The sequence below is a fragment of the Bradyrhizobium lablabi genome (genome assembly GCF_900141755.1).
Taxonomy (GTDB): Bacteria; Pseudomonadota; Alphaproteobacteria; order Rhizobiales; family Xanthobacteraceae; genus Bradyrhizobium; species Bradyrhizobium lablabi_A.
Map to the genome: position 1 here is coordinate 5,193,475 of NZ_LT670844.1, position 21,649 is coordinate 5,215,123.

Annotated in this window: 19 protein-coding genes and 1 riboswitch; of the genes, 11 read left to right on the top strand and 8 right to left on the bottom strand. The window is 62.6% G+C overall.

Going from position 1 to position 21,649, the window contains the following annotated elements; translation table 11 throughout:
* Positions 1-157 precede the first annotated feature (157 nt).
* Positions 158-2,767, top strand: a complete 2,610-nt coding sequence (locus B5526_RS24245) for a TIGR02302 family protein (RefSeq protein ID WP_079542388.1) — start codon at positions 158-160, stop codon at positions 2,765-2,767.
* Between the two features lie 148 nt (positions 2,768-2,915).
* Here the strand turns inward: B5526_RS24245 and B5526_RS24250 are convergent, their stop codons facing one another.
* Together B5526_RS24250 and B5526_RS24255 are read right to left on the bottom strand one after the other, a co-directional pair.
* The gene (locus B5526_RS24250; protein ID WP_079542389.1) at positions 2,916-3,293 is read right to left on the bottom strand and encodes a response regulator; all 378 of its coding nucleotides are present in this window, start codon (positions 3,291-3,293) and stop codon (positions 2,916-2,918) included.
* Positions 3,294-3,335: 42 nt separating this feature from the next.
* The gene (locus B5526_RS24255; protein ID WP_079542390.1) at positions 3,336-4,211 is read right to left on the bottom strand and encodes an MJ0042-type zinc finger domain-containing protein; all 876 of its coding nucleotides are present in this window, start codon (positions 4,209-4,211) and stop codon (positions 3,336-3,338) included.
* 171 nt (positions 4,212-4,382) lie between these two features.
* Here B5526_RS24255 and ftsE point away from each other — a divergent pair, with 171 nt between their 5' ends.
* The 4 genes from ftsE (at position 4,383) to B5526_RS24275 (ending at position 7,589) form a co-directional block, all read left to right on the top strand.
* Entirely contained in the window at positions 4,383-5,042 is a 660-nt protein-coding gene (gene ftsE / locus B5526_RS24260; RefSeq protein WP_079545276.1) for a cell division ATP-binding protein FtsE, read from the top strand.
* Complete coding sequence (locus B5526_RS24265; RefSeq protein WP_079542391.1) at positions 5,035-6,006, top strand: cell division protein FtsX; 972 nt, start codon at positions 5,035-5,037, stop codon at positions 6,004-6,006. The genes ftsE and B5526_RS24265 overlap by 8 nt, the downstream gene beginning before the upstream one ends.
* 89 nt (positions 6,007-6,095) lie before the next feature.
* Positions 6,096-6,815 (top strand): YdcF family protein, encoded by a 720-nt coding sequence (locus B5526_RS24270; RefSeq protein WP_079542392.1) that lies wholly within the window; start codon positions 6,096-6,098, stop codon positions 6,813-6,815.
* A gap of 12 nt (positions 6,816-6,827) precedes the next feature.
* Positions 6,828-7,589 (top strand): lysophospholipid acyltransferase family protein, encoded by a 762-nt coding sequence (locus B5526_RS24275; RefSeq protein ID WP_079542393.1) that lies wholly within the window; start codon positions 6,828-6,830, stop codon positions 7,587-7,589.
* Positions 7,590-7,774: 185 nt separating this feature from the next.
* Here the strand turns inward: B5526_RS24275 and B5526_RS24280 are convergent, their stop codons facing one another.
* Complete coding sequence (locus tag B5526_RS24280; RefSeq protein WP_079545278.1) at positions 7,775-8,350, bottom strand: gamma-glutamylcyclotransferase; 576 nt, start codon at positions 8,348-8,350, stop codon at positions 7,775-7,777.
* A 153-nt stretch (positions 8,351-8,503) separates the two neighbouring features.
* Here B5526_RS24280 and B5526_RS24285 point away from each other — a divergent pair, with 153 nt between their 5' ends.
* The 4 genes from B5526_RS24285 to B5526_RS24300 all read left to right on the top strand — a co-directional run bounded on the left by B5526_RS24285 (position 8,504) and on the right by B5526_RS24300 (position 12,732).
* Positions 8,504-9,700 carry a DUF2125 domain-containing protein gene (locus B5526_RS24285; RefSeq protein WP_079542394.1) on the top strand — a complete coding sequence of 399 codons (1,197 nt, stop codon included), beginning with the start codon at positions 8,504-8,506 and terminating at the stop codon, positions 9,698-9,700.
* 328 nt (positions 9,701-10,028) lie between these two features.
* On the top strand, positions 10,029-10,286 hold the full coding sequence (locus B5526_RS24290; RefSeq protein ID WP_154071427.1) for a hypothetical protein: 258 nt from the start codon (positions 10,029-10,031) through the stop codon (positions 10,284-10,286).
* A 306-nt stretch (positions 10,287-10,592) separates the two neighbouring features.
* Positions 10,593-12,182 (top strand): hypothetical protein, encoded by a 1,590-nt coding sequence (locus B5526_RS24295; protein ID WP_244562048.1) that lies wholly within the window; start codon positions 10,593-10,595, stop codon positions 12,180-12,182.
* A 46-nt stretch (positions 12,183-12,228) separates the two neighbouring features.
* Positions 12,229-12,732 carry a hypothetical protein gene (locus B5526_RS24300; RefSeq protein ID WP_079542396.1) on the top strand — a complete coding sequence of 168 codons (504 nt, stop codon included), beginning with the start codon at positions 12,229-12,231 and terminating at the stop codon, positions 12,730-12,732.
* A 185-nt stretch (positions 12,733-12,917) separates the two neighbouring features.
* Here the strand turns inward: B5526_RS24300 and B5526_RS24305 are convergent, their stop codons facing one another.
* On the bottom strand, positions 12,918-13,166 hold the full coding sequence (locus B5526_RS24305; RefSeq protein ID WP_079542397.1) for a hypothetical protein: 249 nt from the start codon (positions 13,164-13,166) through the stop codon (positions 12,918-12,920).
* 331 nt (positions 13,167-13,497) lie between these two features.
* Between B5526_RS24305 and B5526_RS24310 the strand changes: the two genes are divergently transcribed.
* A complete protein-coding gene (locus tag B5526_RS24310) occupies positions 13,498-14,952 on the top strand; it encodes a tetratricopeptide repeat protein (RefSeq protein ID WP_079542398.1) in 1,455 nt (484 codons plus the stop codon).
* Positions 14,953-15,054: 102 nt separating this feature from the next.
* Here the strand turns inward: B5526_RS24310 and B5526_RS24315 are convergent, their stop codons facing one another.
* From B5526_RS24315 to B5526_RS24330, 4 genes are all read right to left on the bottom strand, one after another.
* Complete coding sequence (locus B5526_RS24315; RefSeq protein WP_079544746.1) at positions 15,055-16,215, bottom strand: IS30 family transposase; 1,161 nt, start codon at positions 16,213-16,215, stop codon at positions 15,055-15,057.
* A gap of 973 nt (positions 16,216-17,188) precedes the next feature.
* Positions 17,189-18,130: a prephenate/arogenate dehydrogenase family protein gene (locus B5526_RS24320; RefSeq protein WP_079542399.1), complete on the bottom strand. Its 942-nt coding sequence runs from the start codon at positions 18,128-18,130 to the stop codon at positions 17,189-17,191.
* Complete coding sequence (locus tag B5526_RS24325; protein WP_079542400.1) at positions 18,127-19,224, bottom strand: pyridoxal phosphate-dependent aminotransferase; 1,098 nt, start codon at positions 19,222-19,224, stop codon at positions 18,127-18,129. Before B5526_RS24325 ends, B5526_RS24320 begins: the two co-directional genes overlap by 4 nt.
* A gap of 29 nt (positions 19,225-19,253) precedes the next feature.
* Complete coding sequence (locus B5526_RS24330; RefSeq protein WP_079542401.1) at positions 19,254-20,102, bottom strand: chorismate mutase; 849 nt, start codon at positions 20,100-20,102, stop codon at positions 19,254-19,256.
* A gap of 170 nt (positions 20,103-20,272) precedes the next feature.
* Positions 20,273-20,352, top strand: a riboswitch (SAM riboswitch).
* Between the two features lie 93 nt (positions 20,353-20,445).
* Here B5526_RS24330 and metX point away from each other — a divergent pair.
* The gene (gene metX / locus B5526_RS24335) at positions 20,446-21,648 is read left to right on the top strand and encodes a homoserine O-acetyltransferase MetX (protein ID WP_079542402.1); all 1,203 of its coding nucleotides are present in this window, start codon (positions 20,446-20,448) and stop codon (positions 21,646-21,648) included.
* Position 21,649 lies beyond the last annotated feature (1 nt).

The window sequence follows — 21,649 nt, forward strand, 5'->3', positions numbered from 1 at the left end:
GACAGCCTTACTTGTTCACCCGTAAGGTTACGGGGTTGGCGGTCTGCCGTCACGCCTTCGTGTTATGCGCGATTTCAGGTGTGGGTTGTGCATTGCGGGACGTGCCTCACTGCCGCCCTTGTGTTAGGCTAACTGCGTCGGCAACCCGGAGAGCTTATTGAGCGGTACCACTCCTGACCCGTCTGAACCGGCGCGAAGCCCTGACACCGTTTCGCAGCACCAGCTGACGCAGGCCCTGCAGCGGGCCAAATATGCGATCGCGTGGGAGCGCAGCTGGCCGCCTTTGGCGCGGCTTTTGACCGTCATCGGACTGTTTCTGGTGGTGTCCTGGGCCGGGTTGTGGCTGGCACTGCCATTCCTGGCGCGCGCTATCGGGCTCGGTCTGTTCGTGCTGGCGGCGCTCGGCGCGCTGCTTCCCTTTGTCCGGTTTCGCTGGCCAATCCGCGAGGAGGCCTTGAGCCGGCTCGACCGCGGGTCCGGCATCCGCCACCGCCCGGCAACCACACTCACCGATACGCTGGCGACCCAGGACCCGGTGGCGCAGGCGCTGTGGCAGGCGCAGCGCGAGCGCACGCTGGCATCGATCAAGCGAATTCGTGCAGGTCTTCCGTCGCCGCGGCTTGCGATCCACGATCCCTGGGCGCTGCGCGCGCTGGTCGTGGTGATGCTGGTTGCGGCCTATGTCGCCGCCGGCGACGAGCGCATGCTGCGCACGGTGGCGGCGTTCGACTGGAACGGCGTGCTGGCGCCGGCCAATATCAGGGTCGATGCCTGGGTGACGCCGCCGATCTACACCGGCAAGCCGCCGATCATTCTCTCGGCGGCCAACAAGGAAGCCGCGATCCCGGCCGCCGGACCGTTGCCGGTTCCGGCGGGCTCGACGCTGATCGTGCGCTCGAGCGGCGGCACGCTCGATGTGCTGGCGGGCGGCGGCGTGACCGAAGCTGCACCGGCCGAGCAGGCGCCGAAGGGCACCAATGAACGCCACTTCACGATTCTCGGCGATGGTACGCTGCATGTCCGCGCGCCTTCGGGCCAGCCGCAATGGAACTTTACGGCGATCCCCGACCGCGCCCCGACGATTGCACTGGCAAAGGATCCGGAGCGTCAGGCCCGCGGCTCGCTGCAGATGTCCTACAAGATCGAGGATGATTACGGCGTCACCGAAGCGCGGGCACATATTGCCGCTCGCCCCGGCGAGGCGTCGAAAGATGCGCCGGCCGCGCGGCCGCTGTTCGATCCGCCGCAATTTCCGCTGGTGCTCCCGAACGCGCGGACCCGCAACGGCGTCGGCCAGACGGTCAAGGACCTTAGCGAGGATCCTTACGCCGGCGCCGACGTCACCTTGACGCTGACCGCCAAGGACGAGGCCGGCAATGAGGGCCACAGCGAGCCGTTCAACCTGCGGCTCCCCGAGCGTCTCTTTACCAAACCTTTGGCGCGCGCGCTGATCGAACAGCGCCGAATTCTGGCGCTCGACGCCAATCAGAACGGACAGGTCTATGCCGCGCTCGATGCGCTGATGATCGCGCCGGAAGTGTTCATGCCGGAGGCCGGGCAATATCTCGGCCTCTACAGCGTCAGCCGCCAGCTCGAGGCCGCCCGCACCGACGACGCGCTGCGCGAGGTCGTCGCCAGCCTGTGGTCGCTCGCCGTCACCATCGAGGATGGCGACATCACCGATGTCGACAAGGCCCTGCGCGCCGCCCAGGACGCGCTGAAGCAGGCGCTGGAGCGCGGCGCCAGCGACGAGGAGATCAAGAAGCTCACCGAGAATTTGCGCGCGGCGCTGGATAATTTCATGCGCCAGCTCGCCGAACAGCAGCGCAATAATCCGCAGCAACTGGCCCGCCCGCTCGATCCCAATACCAAGGTGATGCGGCAGCAGGACCTCAACAACATGATCGAGCGCATGGAGCGGCTGTCGCGTTCCGGCGACAAGGAAGCCGCCAAGCAATTGCTCGAGCAGCTGCAGGAAATGCTGGAAAATCTGCAGATGGCGCAGCCCGGCCAGTCCGGCGACAATGACATGGAGCAGGCGCTGAACGAACTCGGCGACATGATCCGCAAGCAGCAGCAGTTGCGCGACAAGACCTTCAAGCAGGGCCAGGATTCGCGGCGCGACCACATGCGCGGCAAGCAGGGCGATCAGAGCATGGGCGACCTGCAGCAGGACCAGCAGAGCCTGCGCGACCGGCTCAAGAAACTGCAGCAGGAGCTTGCCAAGCGCGGCATGGGCCAGCAGGGCCAGAAAGGCCAGAAAGGCCAAAAGGGCCAGCAAGGGCAGAAAGGCGAGCAGGGCCAGAAGGGCGAACAGGGTCAGCAGGGCCAACAGGGCGAACAAGGCGACCAGGAGGGCGATGAGGACGGCCTCGGCCAGGCGGACTCCGCGATGGGCGATGCCAGCGGCAAGCTCGGAGAGGGCAACGCCGACGGTGCCGTGGACTCGCAGGGCAAGGCGTTGGACGCGCTGCGCAAGGGCGCCCAGTCGCTTGCCGAATCGATGCAGCAAGGCGAGGGCGATGGCCAGGGCGACGGCCCCGGCAATCGGATGGGCCGGCAGCAGGGCAGCGCCAATTCGAGCGATCCGCTCGGACGGCCGCTGCACGGGCACGAATACACCGATGATTATTCAGTCAAGATTCCCGGCGAGATCGACGTGCAGCGGGTGCGCCGGATCCTGGAAGAACTGCGCCGCCGCCTCGCCGACCCGAACCGCCCGCAGATCGAACTCGATTACATCGAGCGATTGCTGAAGGATTATTAGAGCTTCGTCCAAACCCAAAACCGTCATCACCGGGCTTGTCCCGGTGATCCACGTCTTGCTTTCTTTCTCGGGAGACAAAGACGTGGATGGCCGGGTCAAGCCCGGCCATGACGAGTGGAGAGATCGCGCACTTTTTTGCGCGTGTTCTCTACCCCGCCTTCCGCGCCGCCAGCGCCGCGGCCACCGCAGTGCGGATATCGGCCACCGAAAACGGTTTTGTAACCACGTCGTAGACGATCGCGTTGAGGCCTGACGCGCGCTCGCGCTGATCGGCAAAGCCGGTCATCAACAGGATCGTCAGCTCCGGGAAATCGCGCGCCGCCGCCAGCGCCAGCGCGATGCCGTCCATCACCGGCATCTGGATATCGGTGAGCAGGAGATCGAACGCGCCCGGTTCGCGGCTGAGGATTTCCAGCGCCTCGGCACCGTCTTCCGCGGTGACGGTTTCATGGCCGTCCATCGCAATGGCGCGCGCCACGAGCGTGCGCATGGAAACTTCATCGTCGGCGATCAGCACGCGCGGCATCGAGCATTTTACCCTTTCGCGCCGGGATCCTTGAGGCCGCCGTCAGACGTTGCCGGTGGCGAGATCCCGCTTGTTGAAGAAGCGTACATCGATTTGACGCCCTTCGGGGGGCGGAGAGGCCAGACGCGACTTGAACGAGGCCCGCTCGCCCGGCTTTAACACGGGCTGCTCCAGCACCGCGTTCCAGGCGTAGATCTCCGCGCCCTGCGCGTCGCGAACGCTGAAGCGCAGGCGCGGCAATTCGACCGTCTTGCGGCCTTCGCCGACGATCACGCCTTCGATCACCAGCACCGGTTTGCCTTCCACGGTCTCGGATGTGACCTTGACGTCCTTGAACATCAGCCCGCGCAGGTTCACCTCGAGGCCAGCCATCTTGTAAAAAGTGGCGGTCTGCGGCAAGAGCCGCACCATATCGACGCGCCAGATGGTCAGCGCCAGCACCAGCGCACCCATGGCAGCGCAGGCGGTCGGCAGGCTGACGAGGGGCTTGCCCGACCCGCCAATCCGTGGCCGTGGCAAGAGCTTGCCGAGCCACGACCGGCCTCGCCGGGCGGTCCCGGCGTCGTCCATCTCGCCGCGGGCCATCGAGGCCCAGTCGGTCTCGCGGGACTGATCCGAGCTCTCGCCGTCGACCGGCCAGTCGCCCGAGATCGAGGGGCTGTCGACGACGGGGGTATCCGACCCCTCGTTTTCTTCGCGGGCGAGAGCCTCCCATTCCGCGGCGGCATCATCCGTCCCCCCGGCCCCCTGGCCGGAAGCCGCCATTGCAGCCGCCGGGGCTGCGATCTCGATCGCATCCTCCCGGCGCGCCATCCAGACCTCCTTGCAACGGGAGCAGCGCACGGTACGGCCAGCCCCGCCCAAGGTAGCCGGATCAATGGCGTAGGACGTTGTACAATGGGGGCAAATGATGTGCATGGAGCCAATCTCCACAATGACTTTGCCGGGATGCTACAAGGCGACCGTTAACGAATCGGAAACCATAACCGAAGCACAACCAATTTGTCTGGTTCGCAACCGCCGCGAACCCGGCGAGTTCCGGGCTTGCGGATGGCCTCCGGTCCCGCCCCACATCGAACGGAGCTGAGCTTGGTTCGATTCGAAAACGTCGGATTGCGTTACGGACTGGGTCCGGAGATTCTGCGCGACCTTAGTTTCCTGATTCCCGCCCATTCCTTCCAGTTCCTCACCGGCCCATCCGGCGCCGGCAAGACCTCGCTGCTCCGGCTGTTGTTCCTGTCGCTGCGGCCGACGCGCGGCCTGGTCAATCTGTTCGGCCATGACGTCTCGCTGCTCGGCAAGGATGAGATCGCAGCCTTACGCAAGCGGATCGGCATCGTGCTGCAGGACTTTCGCCTGCTCGATCACATGACCACTTACGAGAATGTGGCGCTGCCGTTCCGCGTGATGGGGCGCGCGGAATCCAGCTACCGCAAGGAGGTCATCGACCTCCTGAAATGGGTCGGTCTCGGCGAGCGCATGGATGCGTTGCCGCCGATCCTGTCCGGCGGCGAGAAGCAGCGCGCGGCGATCGCGCGCGCGGTGATTTCGCGGCCGCAGCTATTATTGGCGGACGAGCCGACCGGCAATGTTGATCCGACGCTGGGGCGGCGATTGTTGCGGCTCTTCATCGAGCTGAACAAGTCGGGCACCGCGGTCGTGATCGCGACCCATGACATCACGCTGATGGATCAGTATGACGCGCGGCGGCTGGTGCTGCATCAGGGACGGCTGCATATCTATGAGTAGAAACGGCAACGAGCATGGTCCGCTGGTGGATCTCGGGCATGAACGCCCGCAGGTGCCGGCGCGGGCGCGCAATTTGTCGCCGATCGTGCCGCGCGCCTCGATCGCCGGCCGCGCGCTCGTCGCCGTCGTCGCCATCATGACCTTCCTGGCCTCGATCACCACCGGCGCGGTGCTGTTGGTGAGCGCGTCGGCGGCGGAGTGGCAGTCGGAAGTCGCAAGCGAAATCACTATCCAGGTGCGGCCCGCGGCCGGGCGCGATCTCGACCGCGACGCGGCGGCGGTGATGGAGGCGATGCGGACGCAACCCGGCATCGTCGAGACCAGGCCTTTCAGCAAGGAGGAATCCGCCAAACTGCTGGAGCCGTGGCTCGGCAGCGGATTGTCGCTCGACGATCTGCCGGTGCCGCGCGTCATCGTGGCGCGGGTCCAACCCGGAACCACGCTCGATCTCGTGGCGCTGCGCGGCCGGATCATGCAGGTGGCGCCGACCGCCAGCGTCGACGATCACCGCGCCTGGATCGAGCGGATGCGCTCGATGACCGGCGCCACGGTGCTTGCCGGCATCGGCATTCTGGCGCTCGTGATCATTGCGACCATCATCTCGGTCTCGTTCGCGACCCGCGGTGCGATGGCGGCGAACCGCCCGATCGTCGAAGTCCTGCACTTCGTCGGCGCCGGCGACCGCTATATCGCCAACCGGTTCTTCCGGCATTTCCTGCGGCTCGGGCTCGAGGGCGGCGTGATCGGCGGCGGCATCGCGATGCTCGCTTTCGGGTTTTCCGAATCGATCGCCGGCTGGTTCTCGGGCACCCCGGTCGGCGACCAGTTCGCGGCGCTGTTGGGGACGTTTTCGCTGCGCCCGTCCGGCTATCTGGCGCTCGCGGTGCAGGCCGTGCTGATCGCGGCGATCACCGCCTGGGCGTCGCGACGCACGCTGTTCTCGACGCTTGATGACATCGATTGACGCGGCCGGTCACCAAAACCGCGCCAAACCGGACTCCACTTCGTCGCAAAACGTTCTAGACTTGTGTTGGGGGAGGACCACTGGCATCGATGAGCCTGCAAGGTGACGATAGCACGCCGAAAGCGCCGATCGCCGCGCCACGCGGCTTTTTGCGCGCGGCTATCGTCGCAGCGCTGGCGGCCGTGTTCGTTGCTGCTGCGATCGGCTTTGTCGCGTTCCTGTCGCAGTTGCGCGGTGCCGAAATCAAGCCCGACCGCAAGGCCGACGGCATCGTGGTCTTGACCGGCGGCTCCTCGCGCGTCTCCGATGCGATGGAATTGCTGGCCGCGGGCTACGGCAAGCGGCTTTTGATCTCCGGCGTCCATCCGACCAGCGGGGCAAGCGATATTTCCCGGTCGCTGTCGGACAACCAGTCGCTCTTGAGCTGCTGCGTCGATCTCGACCGCTCCGCCGTCAACACCCGCAGCAATGCGGCGCAGACCCGGCGCTGGGCGCACGAGCGCGGCTTCAAGTCGCTGATCGTGGTGACATCGAATTACCACATGCCGCGGGCCATCGTCGAATTGTCGCACGCGATGCCCGATATCGCGCTGATCCCGTACGCGGTGGTCGGCGAAAAATGGCGCGACGAGCCGTGGTGGATGAGTGGCGCGACGATGCGGCTGTTGCTATCGGAGTACGTCAAATACGTCGCAGCGGAGGTGCGGGTACGGCTGGCCGATGTCGGCCTCGATCTCGCGCCCGAGGTCGCAGAGCTGCCGACCGGATCGCTGCCGCCGCCGCGGCCGGCAACGGCTCAAGCCAACTGAACAAGGTCTTCGATGGTTTCGATTTTCCTGCGCTCGCTGGTCTACAACGTGCTGTTCTACGTGCTGCTGGTGCTCTGGATGCTGATGGCCATCCCGACCTTCCTGCTGCCGCGGCGGGTTTTCATGCGGGTCGCCAAGGCCTGGGCGCGCTCCAGCATCTGGCTGATGAGTGCGATCTGCAACATCAAGGTGGAATACCGCGGCGTCGAGAAAATTCCGAACGGGCCGCTGATCGTCGCGTCGAAACATCAGTCGATGTGGGAAACCTTCGCGCTGCTGCAGTTCTTCGATGCGCCGCTGTTCATCTACAAGCGCGAGCTCGGCTGGATTCCCTTCTTTGGCTGGTACCTGATGAAGTCGCGGATGATCGGCGTCGATCGCGATGGCGGCATGCGATCGCTGATGGAAATGGCGCGGCGCGCGCCCAAGGAAATTCGCGGTGGTCGCCAGTTGATCATCTTCCCCGAGGGCACCCGCACCCCGGTCGACGCGACACCCAACTACATGACCGGCGTGGGCCAGATCTACGCGAGCGCCGGCGTGCCCTGTATTCCGGTCGCACTGAATTCCGGACTGTTCTGGCCGCGCCGGACCTTCATGCGTTACCCCGGCACGCTGGTCGTCGAGTTCCTCGATCCGCTGCCGCCGGGCCTAGCGCGCAAGGATTTTATTGTGCGGATCAAGGCCTCGATCGAGGACGCCACCAAGCGGCTGGTGGATGCGGCGCGAGCCGAGCAGGCGCAGTTGTTCGGCCGCGTGCCGGCAAAGACGTAGAGGTTCTTTTCCCCTCTCCCCTTGTGGGAGAGGGTGCCTTCGCCAACGGGTCGGCGCGAAGCGCCGCCCGATGATAAACTCCGCGAAGGCGGGTGAGGGGTTCTATCCGCGGATGCAGACCCCTCAACCGTCGCGGACTACGTCCGCGCCACCTTCTCCCACAAGGGGAGAAGGAAAGAAAAGAGTCACCGATGCAGCGACGTTTCGTCGTGCAGCATCGAGGCAAGCTGATGCAATTGCCCGTCGCGAAAACCCTGCGCCTCGATCGACTTCACAGTGGACAGAACGTAGTCGCGGTTGTTTCCCGAGCGTCCGTGACCCTGCTGCACGTAGCGCACCTGTTCGGCCAGGGACAGCCGTCCGGCATATTGCACATGGCCGCGATCGACGACGTAAGCGAGCGCGCTGACGCGCTGCCGGGCTTCGTTCTCGAGCCACACGGAGCGCATGACTTCGCGATAGACGTTGGTGGTTTGCTCGCGGCCGCGCAGATAGGCGATCGTGTCGTGGCGCAGGCTGGCTGCGACGCGGAATGCGATCCCGCGGCAGGCGCCGCCGTGGTCGAGCCCGAGCACCAGGCCGGGCTTTTCCGGCGTGCCGCGATGATCGAACGAATAGACGCACAGCGCGCGGTGCTCGCCGATCAGCCGCGCCGGGAACTGTTCGATGAAATCGAAGCCGGGCCGCCACATCAGCGAGCCGTAGCCGAACACCCAGAGGTCGCCTTTGGATTCGGTTTCGGAAGGGATTTTCGCGGGCATCGTCTGCACGCCTATCAGAACAGGGTTTGAAGGCGAAGTGGAATTCCGCGCTGCCCCCAGATCCGTTAACTTGCCCGTCAACCTGCCTCCGTTAACGCTATTGTGTCGGTTTGCACCGCTTAATTGACAAAATCGCCCCTCAAAGGTCGCCACATGACCGATATCACCTTCGCGCCGCGCCGGCGCCCGCTTTGGCGTCTTTTCATCGCACCCGCCCTGCTTCTGATCGCCGCCGTGGCGTGGACCGCGTTCTGGCTCTATGCCGCTTCCCAGGTCGACGTAAAAGCCGATGCCTGGCGCGCGCACGAGGCACAATCCGGCCGGGTCTATGACTGTGCCAAGCGCTCGGTCGCCGGCTATCCGTTCCGCCTTGAAGTGCGCTGCGACGGCGCCACCGTGTCGCTGATGTCGCAGACCGCGGGCCAGGCCGCTGCGCAAACGTCGGTTACGGCTCAGCTCGGCGAAATCCTTGTCGTGGCGCAGGTCTACGATCCGAAATTGCTGATCGCGGAATTCACCGCGCCCGCCACGATCTCCGATCGCGGGGGGCAGCCTTTGATGGCGGTGAACTGGAGCAAGGCGCGCGCGAGTGTGGTCGGTCTCCCTGACGTCCCGCAGCGGGCCTCCGTCGTGTTCGACGACCCGGAGGTCGATCGCTTCAATTCGTCGGTGCAGGCGCCGCTGGCGCGCGCCAAGCATATAGAGCTGCACGGCCGCTTTGCCGAAGCGTCGACCGCCGATCATCCCGTGATCGAAACCGTGCTGCGGATCGAACGCGGCAGTCTGCAAGAGGTGCATCCGCTGCTCACCGAGCCGTTTGATGCCGAGGTGAGAATCACGCTCAGCGGTTTGAAGGATTTTTCGCCAAAACCCTGGCCCGAGCGGTTTCGCGAAATCCAGGCCGCCGGCGGCCATGCCGAGATCGTGCAGTCGCGCATCCAGCAGGGCGACCTGATCGCGGTCGCCGCAGGCACGCTCGGGCTCTCCGCGCAGGGTCGTCTCGACGGCGAATTACAGATGACGGTCACAGGTCTCGAAAAGGTGATCCCGGCGCTTGGCATCGACAAGATGCTCGATGAGGGCGTGCCGCAGGCAACGCTCGATCGCGTCGCGCCCGGCGTCAGGACCCAGGACGTCAACAACCTGCTCGGCGCGCTCGATCGCGCGATCCCCGGTCTCGGCAAGGTGGTCAAGCAGAACGCCAATGTCGGGGTTGCCGCCGGCATCAATGCGCTCGGCAAGGAAGCGGTGCTGGAAGGCAAGAAGGCGCGATCATTCCCGCTGCGCTTTGTTGACGGTACGGTGTTTCTGGGGCCGCTGAAAGTGGGGCAGATCCCGCCGCTGTTTTAGCTCTCGTCGTCCCGGCCAAGCCAACGGGTCGGCGCGGAGCGCCGCCCGATGACAGGCTCCGCGCGAGGCGGGACCCACAACCACCGATGTTGGTATTTAGCTGAGCTGGAGCCGCCGCCCGGCATAACAATAGACAGGTGTGGTTATGGGTCCCTGCTTTCCGCAGGGACGACCAAAGTCTTTAAAACCGCCGCCCTTTAAATGTGCGTGCAAGACCTGATCGCTGAACCGTGATCGTGTTCTTGGGAATGCAAACGCGCAAACCTCAGTCTTGCTCTCCGACGACCCACACGCACATCACCATGGGTCCGAATACGGGAGACCATCCATGACCAGATACGCACTTCTTGCCGCGGCCGCCATTTTGTCAGCCGCAACCGCTACCCAGGTGTTTGCGCAAGCCGCGATCCAGGAGCCCGGCGTCTACGCTTTCTATCACCCCAACGCCGACGTTCTCAACGCAGGCGCCGCACGGCCGGCGGACGCGATGGCGTCGGTTAACGGCGGCAGCGTGGCTCAGATGCAAATGTCGGTGAGGCCGCACATGGTTCACGCCAAACGCGCCGCAGCCGTCAAACACTACTGAAGCGCCATCGACCCGACCTCGCCTGCGCCAGGTGCTTCTCGAGTGTTGCACCTCCAAGGACTGGGCTCAGCAATGCCCCCGCTGAGCCCAGTTTTTTTGCGCATCGAAGACGCGGAGTTACATGATTGATCGGCGCTCGAAAAAATTCCAACAACTGCACGTGAGTGAAACGTGATGCGAAATAATCTCGAGCCCGCGAATATCCACGCCTGAACCCAAGTCTCGCACTCCGGGGAAGCATGCACACACCTGACCGAGGTGCGATGTGCAAGTGCGACAATCGCTTCCCCTGGGCGGGAGGTTCACGTGAGATTACTCAAGGGCATTGTTCTGGGCGGCGTTCTCATTTCGACGAGTCAGATCCTGCCGCAACGCGCTTTCGCGGAGGAGGACACCTCAGCCGAGATACGATTGCTGAAGGCCAAGCTGAAACAGCTCGAACAGCGCGTGGAGGATCAGGGACGCAAGGAGAAAGTATATGAAGCGCAAGCCAAGGCTTCCATCCAAGCGCCGCCGCCCTACAAGGCAGCGGCATCGGCTTTCAACCCATGTCCCGTCGGCAAGGTCTGCTACAAAGGCGTCACGCTGACGTTCGGCGGCTGGATCGACCTCACCGATATCTACCGGACCCGTAACCTCGCATCCGATACCGGATCGATTTACAATTTTATTCCCTTCGCGCAGAGCAAGAATTTCGCCACGCCGGAATCGCGCTTCTCGGCGCGCCAGAGCAGGTTCTCGGTTCTGGCCGAGGGCGATGCCGGCGCCGATACGCATCTTGCGGGCTACGGCGAAATCGACTTCGAGGGCGCGGCGCAGACCGCCAATTCGGTCGCGACCAACTCGTTCAACCCGCGCATGCGCCAGATGAGTATCGAGATCGATCGGACCGATCTCGGGTTTCATGTCCTCGCCGGCCAGTCATGGTCGCTCAATGCCCCGAGCAAGGCAGGGATCGATGCGCGCGGCGTGGATGCGCCCGGCGTGATCGATTTCGAATCCGTCCCGGGATTCCTCGCCGCCCGGCAACCCGGAATCCGAATCTGGCAGGACATCGGGCCGGAGTTCAAGATCGCGGCGTCGGCGGAAAATCCGCAGACGTCGTTTTTCGGCGGCAATGTCCCGGCTGTCGGCACGCCTGCCGTCGGACCGCAGGGGGTGCTGAACCCGAACTTGTTGGTGAACCTGACCGGTCCCGGCGGAAGCTTCTTCAACAACGCCAATAATGTCAGCTTGAACCAGGTGCCCGACTTCACCGTCAAGGCGGCGTGGGACCTGAGGCTTGGGCCGTACCGGCTGCACGTCGAAGCGTGGGGGATCTATCGCCAGATGTTCGATCGCTTCAACTTCGCCAACCATACCTACGACACCGGCAGCTTCGGCGGCCACGTCAATGCCGAGCTGATTCCGAAGACGCTGGACCTGCAGGTCTACGGCGCCCACGGCGCGCTCGGCCGCTTTACGTCTAGCCCGTTCCCGGATGCGACGCTGACGCAAGACGGCACCATTCTGCCGTTGACGATCACCGCGGCGGCCGTCGGTTTGATTTGGCACACACTGCCGACGCTCGATATCTACACCTACGCCGGATTGGAAAAAGCCAAGGCGGCATTCACAGATGTCGGCACGGTGCCGTTCGGCTACGGCAATCCGCTCTACAACAACACCGGCTGCAACATCGAGAATTCACCGGCGGCGACCTGCAACGGCAATACGCGCGAGATCAGGCAAATCACCGCCGGGTTCTACGATACGATCTACCAGGGTAACTACGGCACGCTCAAAGCCGGTGTGCAGTATTCCTACAATCAGCGCCTCGCCTTCGAGGGCGTCGGCGGCGCGCCGAAGACGAACGATAACATCGTGATGACGCAAGTCCGTTACTATCCGTTCTAGGTGTACGGGTAGCGGCGCGGCAAGCAAATGAAAGGAGGATCTGATCATGTCAGATGAAAGAGATACCAGAGTCGAAACTGTTTTCAGCCGCGCCGCGCATATCCTGGAACGCGTGGGCCTCGCGATGTCGGGTGCGATTGGCGGGACCTTTGTCGCCGCCTACCTGGCGAGAACCAACATCGAGGCCCTCGATTCGATCGGATTCATCGCCTCGATGATTCTGGTTGGCGTCTTCGGCTTCTCACTGGGGATTGATATTCCGCGACAGCGCGCATCCGACAAAGCCCCCGGGGCAAGGCATCCCGTTCCGCAGGGGGATTCGGTCGAACTGCTCGGCGCAACCGGGACATTCCTCGCGGCGGCGGCGGCGCTGATCTCGGTCTATGCCATCGTGTTCGACGCGGCCCCGCAACGGATGTGGGAATTCGCGATCGGTTGCTGGTGGCTGATCGGCGTCATGATGCAGATCGGCGCCGGCGCCATCGGACGCCTGCGGCTAAATTCTCATACTGTCGTCCCGGCAAACGAGCGCTTGCGAGCGCGGCCGTGAGGCGAAGAAAGATGCCTCACTGACAGCTAAAACCATCTGATCTCGCCACGTCCGCTATCGGTTAAAAGCGCCGTTTTGACCCATTGCCAGCCACTTCCGGTATACCCCGATCAACGGACATCAACAGACCGGCCCAGTTGGTCCGTTTGGTGCCAATAGCGGAAGTCCCCCCAAACTGGGCAGCATCATTGTGAGACGACTGCGACTAAGATTCGGATAAAACAATAGACGAGCCCAAAAATCATGAGGGTCAGCACACTCGCCTTAGTCCAGTACTGCTTGGGTTGGGCAGTTTTCGAGATTGGCGTAGGCACAGGATGGCTACGATCGAGCACCATGCCACGGACCAATAGTAGCCACAGACGATTGCCAAACAGGGCGATGCCGCCCGCCAAAAGGATTAAAGCGATAATAGCTCCAATCGGAATATTCATTTTTCCAACTAGCTTGAAATAAAAGAGACCGCCAACTGAGGAGCCTATTCGCAGGTAGGCCGGGCCGGATCGCCCCCAGGGACACCGGCCCCTTACCGGGCCTTCGACCTGCGAAGGCAGGAATATCAGAAAAACTCCACCACTCGAGAAATCAAACTAGGCGACTGAGGGTCGAAACAGGCCAGTACCCAATACTGCATGGGGAATACCGACTTTCTGCGCTTGGTCTGCTACGATATCTCTTCGTTAGGAGTTGGGTTTATCATGGAATTGATTCGGGTCTTTGCGACAACGATACGTTGGTCGATCTCAATTCCAAAGGACGTATACAATGGGCCGGCTTCGACCTCGTTTCAAAAGCCATGAGCAGAGCAGAACAAAGCGCTCTGCGACCGATCTGTACGACGCCGCCGTGCGCCACTTTTTGTCCAAACGATATGGACCGGCCGAAGACCGCTGTCGGCAGGCATTAACGCTTGATCCGAAGCACGCGGATTCGCTCCATCTTCTTGGTTTGGTCCACTGGCAGACCAACAGGCTGGATTTGGCCGTCGATCTGATCGCCTCGGCAATCAGATGCAATCCGAACAATCACGAATATTTCTTGAATCTCGGGGAGCTGCTTCGAGACCAGAACAAGTTGGATGACGCCAGGAAAAGCTTCGACATCGCGATCAAGCTGGCTCCAAATCGGGCCGCGGGTTGGATCAAATTAGGAAACCTGCTGCGAATACAGCGTAGATACGATGAAGTGTTGCTGACCTATGAGCATGCTTTTACGCTCGATCCCAACAATGCGGAGGCATCAGCTCTGAGCGGCGGCGTCTTGCTCGAATTAGGCCGGTATGAGGAGGCGCTCGCCAAGTGCGATCTTTCGCTGGCCATTTCCCCGGATCAGGTTGAAGCTCTCTGTGTCAAAGGTGATTGCCTGCGCAATCTCGGTAGGACTGCAGAGGCAGCGGCTAGCTATCGGCGGGCATCTGAGTTAGAGCCGGACCGTGTGTCTGTCTGGCGGTTGCTTGGAAAAGTGCTTGAGCAACTCGGGGATCGTGACGGCGCGATCAAGGCCTTACGCCGGGCGCGTGAAATAGATCCTTCCGATCCGTTCGGTGCGAGCGTCGAACTGATGCGGCTGGGCGCTGACGAATTGTCCGAAATGCCACCTGCCTATGTGCGTTTGCTGTTCGATCAATATGCGGCTACATTCGACACCGCTCTGGTGGAGAGTCTTGGATATCGCGGACCCTCGGTGTTGTTTGAGGCGGTGCGGTCCGCGTGCCAAGCGCATCAGAAGCCGGCCAATTTCAAACGCGCGATCGATCTCGGTTGCGGTACAGGACTGGCGGCGGTCGCCTTTGCTAAAATGGTCGATCAATTCATCGGCATCGACCTTTCGCCGGGTATGATCGAAAAGGCACGCGCCACGGGTCTCTATGCCCAGCTTAAAGTGACCGATATGCTGGAGGGTCTGCGTACGACGCCTGACTCCGGCGTAGAGCTCGTCCTCTCCGCCGACGCGATGGTCTATGTCGCCGATCTCTTTCCGGTTCTGAAGGAAGCGAGCCGTGTTCTGGCTTCCGGCGGCCTTTTGGCTTTCACCTTGGAAAGGCACGACGGCGACGGTTTTATTATGGGCGAGGGCAGGCGCTACGCTCATAGTGCTTCTTATGTGCGCGCGTCGATCGAGGCAGCCGGTCTTGTGGTGTTACAGCTTGAACAGCAATCGATCCGCTACGAGAGAAACGTGCCCGTGCCAAGCCTTGGGATCGTTGCGGAGAAATCGTGAATTGTTCACCACGGCCGTTAAAATTCTTGGCGCCGCTCCGCTAATGGGTCATTTTCGGAAGTAGGTTCTGGCGGTTGCAGAGTCCGCTTTTCCTCTGCCGGCTCAACCGGTCGACGCAACACAGGCGTTAAATCTCTCTGCTGGGGTTTCAAATTGCAAGGTCTCACGTGGTCGTTCGTTTAGCTGACGAGCCACTTTGTTCAGGTAGGCTTGTGAGTGCACCGACAAGTCGGTGCCCTTCGGAAAGTACTGTCTCAGCAGGCCATTGGTGTTCTCGTTCGACCCGCGCTGCCACGGGCTTTGCGGATCGCAAAAATAGACGTCGATTTTGGTCGCCAACGTAAAGCGGCGATGATCCGTAAGTTCCTTTCCCCGGTCCCAGGTCAGGGACTTATACAGCTCCTTTGGTAGCTTCTTCGCCTGCTTGATGAGCGCGGTGACCACCGTTCGGGTGTCCTTACCGGCCACCTTGGCCAACATCACGTAGCGCGTATGACGCTCGACCAAGGTCGCGATGTAGCTGTTGTTCGGCCCGGACAGCAGATCGCCTTCCCAATGGCCAGGCACCGCTCGATCTTCAACCGCCGCCGGTCGCTGGCGGATTGAGACGATATCCTTGATATGCCCCCGTCTATCGCCATCCGGATCGACCGGCTTGGAGCGACGCATCGAGCGCTTCGATCGAAGATGACTAAGCAGCTCTTTCTTGAGCACGCCACGGGTTTGTACAAATAAGCTGCGGTAGATCGTCTCGTGTGACACCTGATTACACTCGTCTTCAGGATGCGTTCTCTTCAGCCAGCCGGCTATCTGCTCGGGTGACCAATCCAATCTGAGCTTCCCCGCGACAGCTCGCCGTAGCCGCGGACTGCTCGCCAATTTACAGCATTTTGGACGACGAGCTCGCGCCCAGGCATTCTCATCTGCAAGTGCCGCTCGGTAGCGGTCATAGCCGCCATTACGGTTCATTTCCCGGCTCACCGTCGAGGGTGAGCGGCCAAGCAACTTGGCGATCGATCGGGCCGATCGATGTGCCGTAACACCTCTGGAAATCACCTCGCGTTCCGCGAGCGTCAATGCCAGCCTGGAGCGACGCCGCTCGGCAGGACGAATCCCACCATGCGGAGCCACCAAAAAATAGATCGACGATGACTGCTTACCAAAAGCGCGTCCGATCGCCTTTAGCGACTCCCCGCGCTTCCAGCGATCCCATAACTCCGTTTTCTCTGCCGCAGTAAACCCTCTATGAAATTTGTGAGCCATCAAACCACACTCCATCTCTCCTTTAAGATAAAGTGTTGCGTCAACCGGTTGAGACCACCCTCCATGAACGGACTTCATTGGTAGCGACATGTTCGCCGAAGCTCGCAGAGCGACCGCGTCCGCCGAAGCTCGCAGAGCGAAGGAGGAAGGCGGAAGCGATATCATCATGTTCTAGACGGTCACGACGGGTCTTGCGGAAAGCTCACCCATCCTGCGATCGGTTGCCTGACGGGCAAATCAGTTGATCTGGTTGGTGACTGGCTTGTCCAGCCCCCTTTGCAAAAATATTTCTGTTTTTCCGAAATGCAAATCAGGCTATATGATTTTCCGTCCTGTCCCACTCAGAGGGGCGTTGCGCAACGTCACGGACGCGGGGCGGGATGCGGTGGACGCGGGCGGTGCTAAAGACGAGAGCGCTGGCTTGCGGACGGCAAAGTCGTGTGGTCCTGACACCCCGACGCTGGTGTCAAGTTCGCGCTAAGGAGCGTGGGCGACGGTGGCAAGAAAGCCCGGTCGCCGGGGAGAGCGCGAAATAAGCCGTTAAAACCATTGCGCAGGGAATGCCGGATTGCCTCCGCTGAACCTGTATGCTCGTGTGCGTTTGTTTTGTGCACTGTTGCACACGAGACCGCGGGTGCAGCGTGCACCCGGTGTTCCCTGCGCCCTCTGATTGGAGGGTAAGGATTTTCCGGCAAACCTCGGGCGAATCTCGCCGCGAGATCGCGAGGTCATGCACGGTGATCTCCCCTCCCTCCACGCGCCCTTGCGCGTGGTGGGGAGGGGTCGGGGGTGGGGGGTCTATCAGCTTGCTCCTCTGGCAGCGAGTTTGCTGAGGCACCCCCCACCCCCGACCCCTCCCCACCGCTTCGCGGAGGGAGGGGAGGAGCCGTTCGCGATGGCGGGCTGTTTGAAAATTGAATCCTTCGTCGCTTACGCTCCTCGCAAATGACGGCAGGGAGATGACGCGCGAACGCTATTCCGCCTTCTTCCCCAATTGCGCGTGCGGACGGCCGAAATCGGGGGCGGCCGAATCCTGGCCGATTTCGACGATGCCGCGGCGGATCGCGCGGGTGCGGGTGAAATGCTCGAACAGCGCCTCGCCGTCGCCGCGGCGGATCGCCCGCGTCAGCTTCGAGAGGTCCTCGTTGAAGGTGCCGAGCATTTCCAGCACCGCCTCCTTGTTGGTGAGGAATACGTCGCGCCACATGATCGGGTCGGAAGCCGCGATGCGGGTAAAATCGCGAAAGCCGCCGGCGGAAAACTTCAGCACCTCGGATTGCGTGACACCTTCAAGCTCATCCGCCGTGCCTACGATTGTATAGGCGATCAAATGCGGCAGATGGCTGGTGATCGCGAGCACGAGATCATGATGGTCGGGCGTCATGATCTCGACCCTGGCGCCAAGCCCGGCCCAGAACGCGCGCAGTCTCTCGACCGCATCCGGATCGGTGCCGTCAGGTGGAGTCAAAATGCACCAGCGATCGATAAAGAGTTCGGCGAAACCTGAATCGGGTCCGGAGTTTTCGGTGCCGGCGACGGGATGCGCCGGCACGAAATGCGCGCTGGCCGGCAGATGCGGCGCCATGTCGCGCACCACCGCGCCCTTGACCGAACCGACGTCGGAGACGATCGCGCCCGGCTTGAGGTGATCGGCGATTTCCTGCGCGACCGCGCCGCAGGCGCCGACCGGGATGCACAGGATCACGAGATCGGCGTCTTTGACGGCCTCCGCATTGGTCTCCAGCACGTCGTCGACGATGCCGAGCTCCTTGACCCGCGCGCGGCTCTTTGCCGAGCGCGCGGTGGTGACGATCGCGTCCGCCAATCCCTGTTGACGCGCGGCGCGCGCGATCGAGCCGCCGATCAGGCCGAAGCCGATCAGCGCGATCTTCTTGAACGCTGGCGCCGCGTTCATCGGTGCGCCATGAAGTCACGCAAGCCCTCGAGCACCAGCCGATTGGCTTCCTCGGTGCCGATGGTCATGCGCAGCGCGTGCGGCAATCCGTAATTGTTCAGTGCGCGCAGCACGAGGCCCCGCTTGGTCAGGAACGCGTCGGCCTCAGCCGAAGTCCTGCCGTTGTCGAGCGGGAAATGGATGAGGACAAAATTCGCCACGCTGGGCGTCACCTTGAGGCCCAGTTTTGTCACTTCTTCGGTCAGCCAGTTGCGCCATTTCTCGGTGTGCGCCTTCGACATCTGCTGATGCGCGGTGTCCTCGATCGCTGCCACCGCCGCCAGCATCGCCGGCGTCGAGACGTTGAAGGGGCCGCGGATTCGGTTCACCGCATCGACGATATGGGCCGGGCCGAACATCCAGCCGATCCGCAGAGCCGCCAGCCCGTGGATTTTTGAGAACGTGTGGGTCATCACCGTGTTGTCGGTGGTGGCCACGAGCTCAATGCCGAGCTCGTAGTCGTTGCGCGACACGTAATCGGAATAGGCGGCGTCGAGCACCAGCAGCACATGCGGCGGCAGTCCTGCGCGCAACCGCTTGACCTCGTCGAACGGCAGATAGGTGCCGGTCGGGTTATTCGGATTGGCAAGCCACACGAGTTTTGTGCGCGGCGTGACCCGTTCCAGGATGGCATCGACATCGGCGGTAAAGTTGGTCTCGGGCGCGACCACATTGGCGGCGCCGTTCGCCTTGGTGGCGATCGGATACACCAGAAAACCGTGGGTGGTGGAGATCGCCTCGTCGCCATGGCCGAGATAGACATGCGCCAGCAGGTTGAGGATTTCGTCCGAGCCGGCGCCGCAGATGATGCGATCGGGATCGAGGCCGAAGGCGCGGCCGATCGCCTCGCGCAGCACCCGCGAGGTGCCTTCCGGATAGTCCTCCAGATGCGAAGCCGCTTCCTTGTAGACGGCAATCGCCTTCGGCGAAGGCCCGAACGGGGTCTCGTTGGCCGACAGCTTGAACACCTTGCGGCCCGGCTCCGGCACCGGGCTCTTGCCGGGCGTGTAGGGCGCAATATCGAGAATGCCGGGGTTCGGCACGGGACGGGACATCTTCAGCTCCGGGGTATTCAGGGCGGCTTTTACGATCTGGCAGCCCCGTTCGGGGGCACCGTATAGCGCGTTGCATGGCTGCCGACGAGGGCCGATGAACGCACCGACGCGCCGGCCTCGATCAGCGCCGACTTGATCTTTTCCAGGCTGCCTGGGGCAACCGACACCAAGAGCGCCGCGCCATCGAAGGCGGTATCCGGCACCGCGACGATTTCGGCCAGCGGCGACAGCGCGCGGGCAACCTCGGCATTCCACCCCGAGACCCGCACGCTCCACATCTCGACCTCGGTCACCATGGCGCTGTCGGCGACCCGCGACACCACGAACACCGGCAGCGCCGCCGGATGATCGGCGCGCTCGACGAACGGCAGCCGCGCGGTGACTTTCGGCGCGCCGCTCGTTTCAAGCGCGATCCACCACGGGGTGTGGCTGGAGGTGGCCGAGACCAGCGCCAGATCGCCCTTCGATCTCGCCACCGCCTCGACGGCCGCCGAGGCGCTGAAATGCGCGACATAGGGCACGGTGAAGCCGAAATGAAACCGCGCCGAATCCCGCATCGCGGGCTCGCTCGCCGAAATATCGGCATGCACCGAGAACGGCGCCTGGACATAGGTGAACGTCGAGATGATGACGCGCCAGATGCTCTCGACGGTGTCGAGCGGCAGGATGCCGCGGTGGCGCTCGACCAGGCGCCGCATCATGTCGGCCTCGCGCGCCGGACGGAAGGCTGAGCCGACCTCCTGGGTCTGCTTCACCTGGATCAGCCGGTCGATGATGTCGCCGCGCTGCATCAACAGGCTGTGGACCTGCGCATCGATCGTGTCGATCTCTTTGCGCAGCACCTCGAGCGAGGGCGGGGCGGGGGGCGATGGAGGCATCTTCAGACCTTAAAGCAAGCGCCGCCAACCGGCAGGCAACGAGCATTGATTAGGTAAGCCGATCGCTAAATGCAAAGAAAACGTTGCGAGTTTTGGGCCATGGGGGCGATTGGAGCCCCGCGTCAGCCAGAGGCTTGCCTTGACGAGAGGCAGTCAGGTGACTAGTATTTAACCCATTCCGTGGTCATTTGAGCCGGCCGGCTTGCAGCCACGTTAAACAACTCGCTAAACAGGCCGGGGACACTTGTGATCCCGGTCGAACTTTTGTTCAGGCCGGGTTTTTTATGGCCTGATTTCCGGGGTGGCTTTTCGAAAAACCGCCTCAAGGAGGTCGGTAGTCAAGATGGTAAAAGTTCAGTCGGTACCAAGTCCGGCGATCCATGCCGACGAGCGGTCACAGGAGGCGGATCACCCGAGTTCGCAGCTCGCGCTGTTCGGCAAGGACCAGCCATTGCCGCTCGATTGCGGCATCGATCTCGCGCCGTTCCAGATCGCCTACCAGACCTATGGCGAACTCAACACGGAGCGTTCAAACGCCATTCTGGTGTGTCATGCGCTGACCGGCGATCAGCATGTCGCCAACATCCATCCGGTGACCGGCAAGCCGGGCTGGTGGGAAACCATGGTCGGTCCCGGCCGTCCGCTCGACACCGACAGCTATTTTATCATTTGCGCCAACGTGATCGGCGCCTGCATGGGTTCGACCGGACCGGCCTCGACCAATCCCGCGACCGGCAAATTGTGGGGGCTGGATTTCCCGATCATCACCATCCCCGACATGGTGCGCGCACAGGCGATGCTGCTGGATCGGTTGGGCATCGACACGCTGTTCTGTGTGGTCGGCGGCTCGATGGGCGGCATGCAGGCGCTGCAATGGACCGCGGCCTATCCCAATCGCGTGTTCTCGACATTGGCGATCGCCTGCAGCACGCGGCACTCGGCCCAGAACATCGCGTTTCATGAGCTCGGCCGGCAGGCGGTGATGGCCGATCCGGACTGGCACAATGGCCGCTACGCCGAAAAGGGTACCCATCCGCATCGCGGCCTCGGCGTTGCCCGGATGGCCGCCCATATCACCTATCTCTCGGATGCCGCCTTGCACCGCAAGTTCGGCCGGCGGATGCAAGACCGCGAGCTGCCGACATTCTCTTTCGACGCGGATTTCCAGGTCGAGAGCTATCTGCGTCATCAGGGGTCGTCGTTCGTCGAGCGCTTCGATGCCAACAGCTATCTCTATCTGACCCGGGCAATGGATTATTTCGACATCGCCGCCGATCATAATGGCGTGCTGGCGCAGGCGTTTCGCGGCATCAAGACACGGTTCTGCGTGGTGTCGTTCACCAGCGACTGGCTGTTTCCGACTTCGGAATCGCGGGCGCTGGTGCACGCGCTCAATGCCTCAAGCGCACGGGTGTCGTTCGCCGAGATCGAGACCGACCGCGGCCATGATGCCTTCCTGCTCGACGTGCCCGAATTTTTCGACATTTCGCGTGCGTTCCTGCAATCCGCGGGCACCGCGCGCGGCCTGACCAAGACAGGCGGCTGAC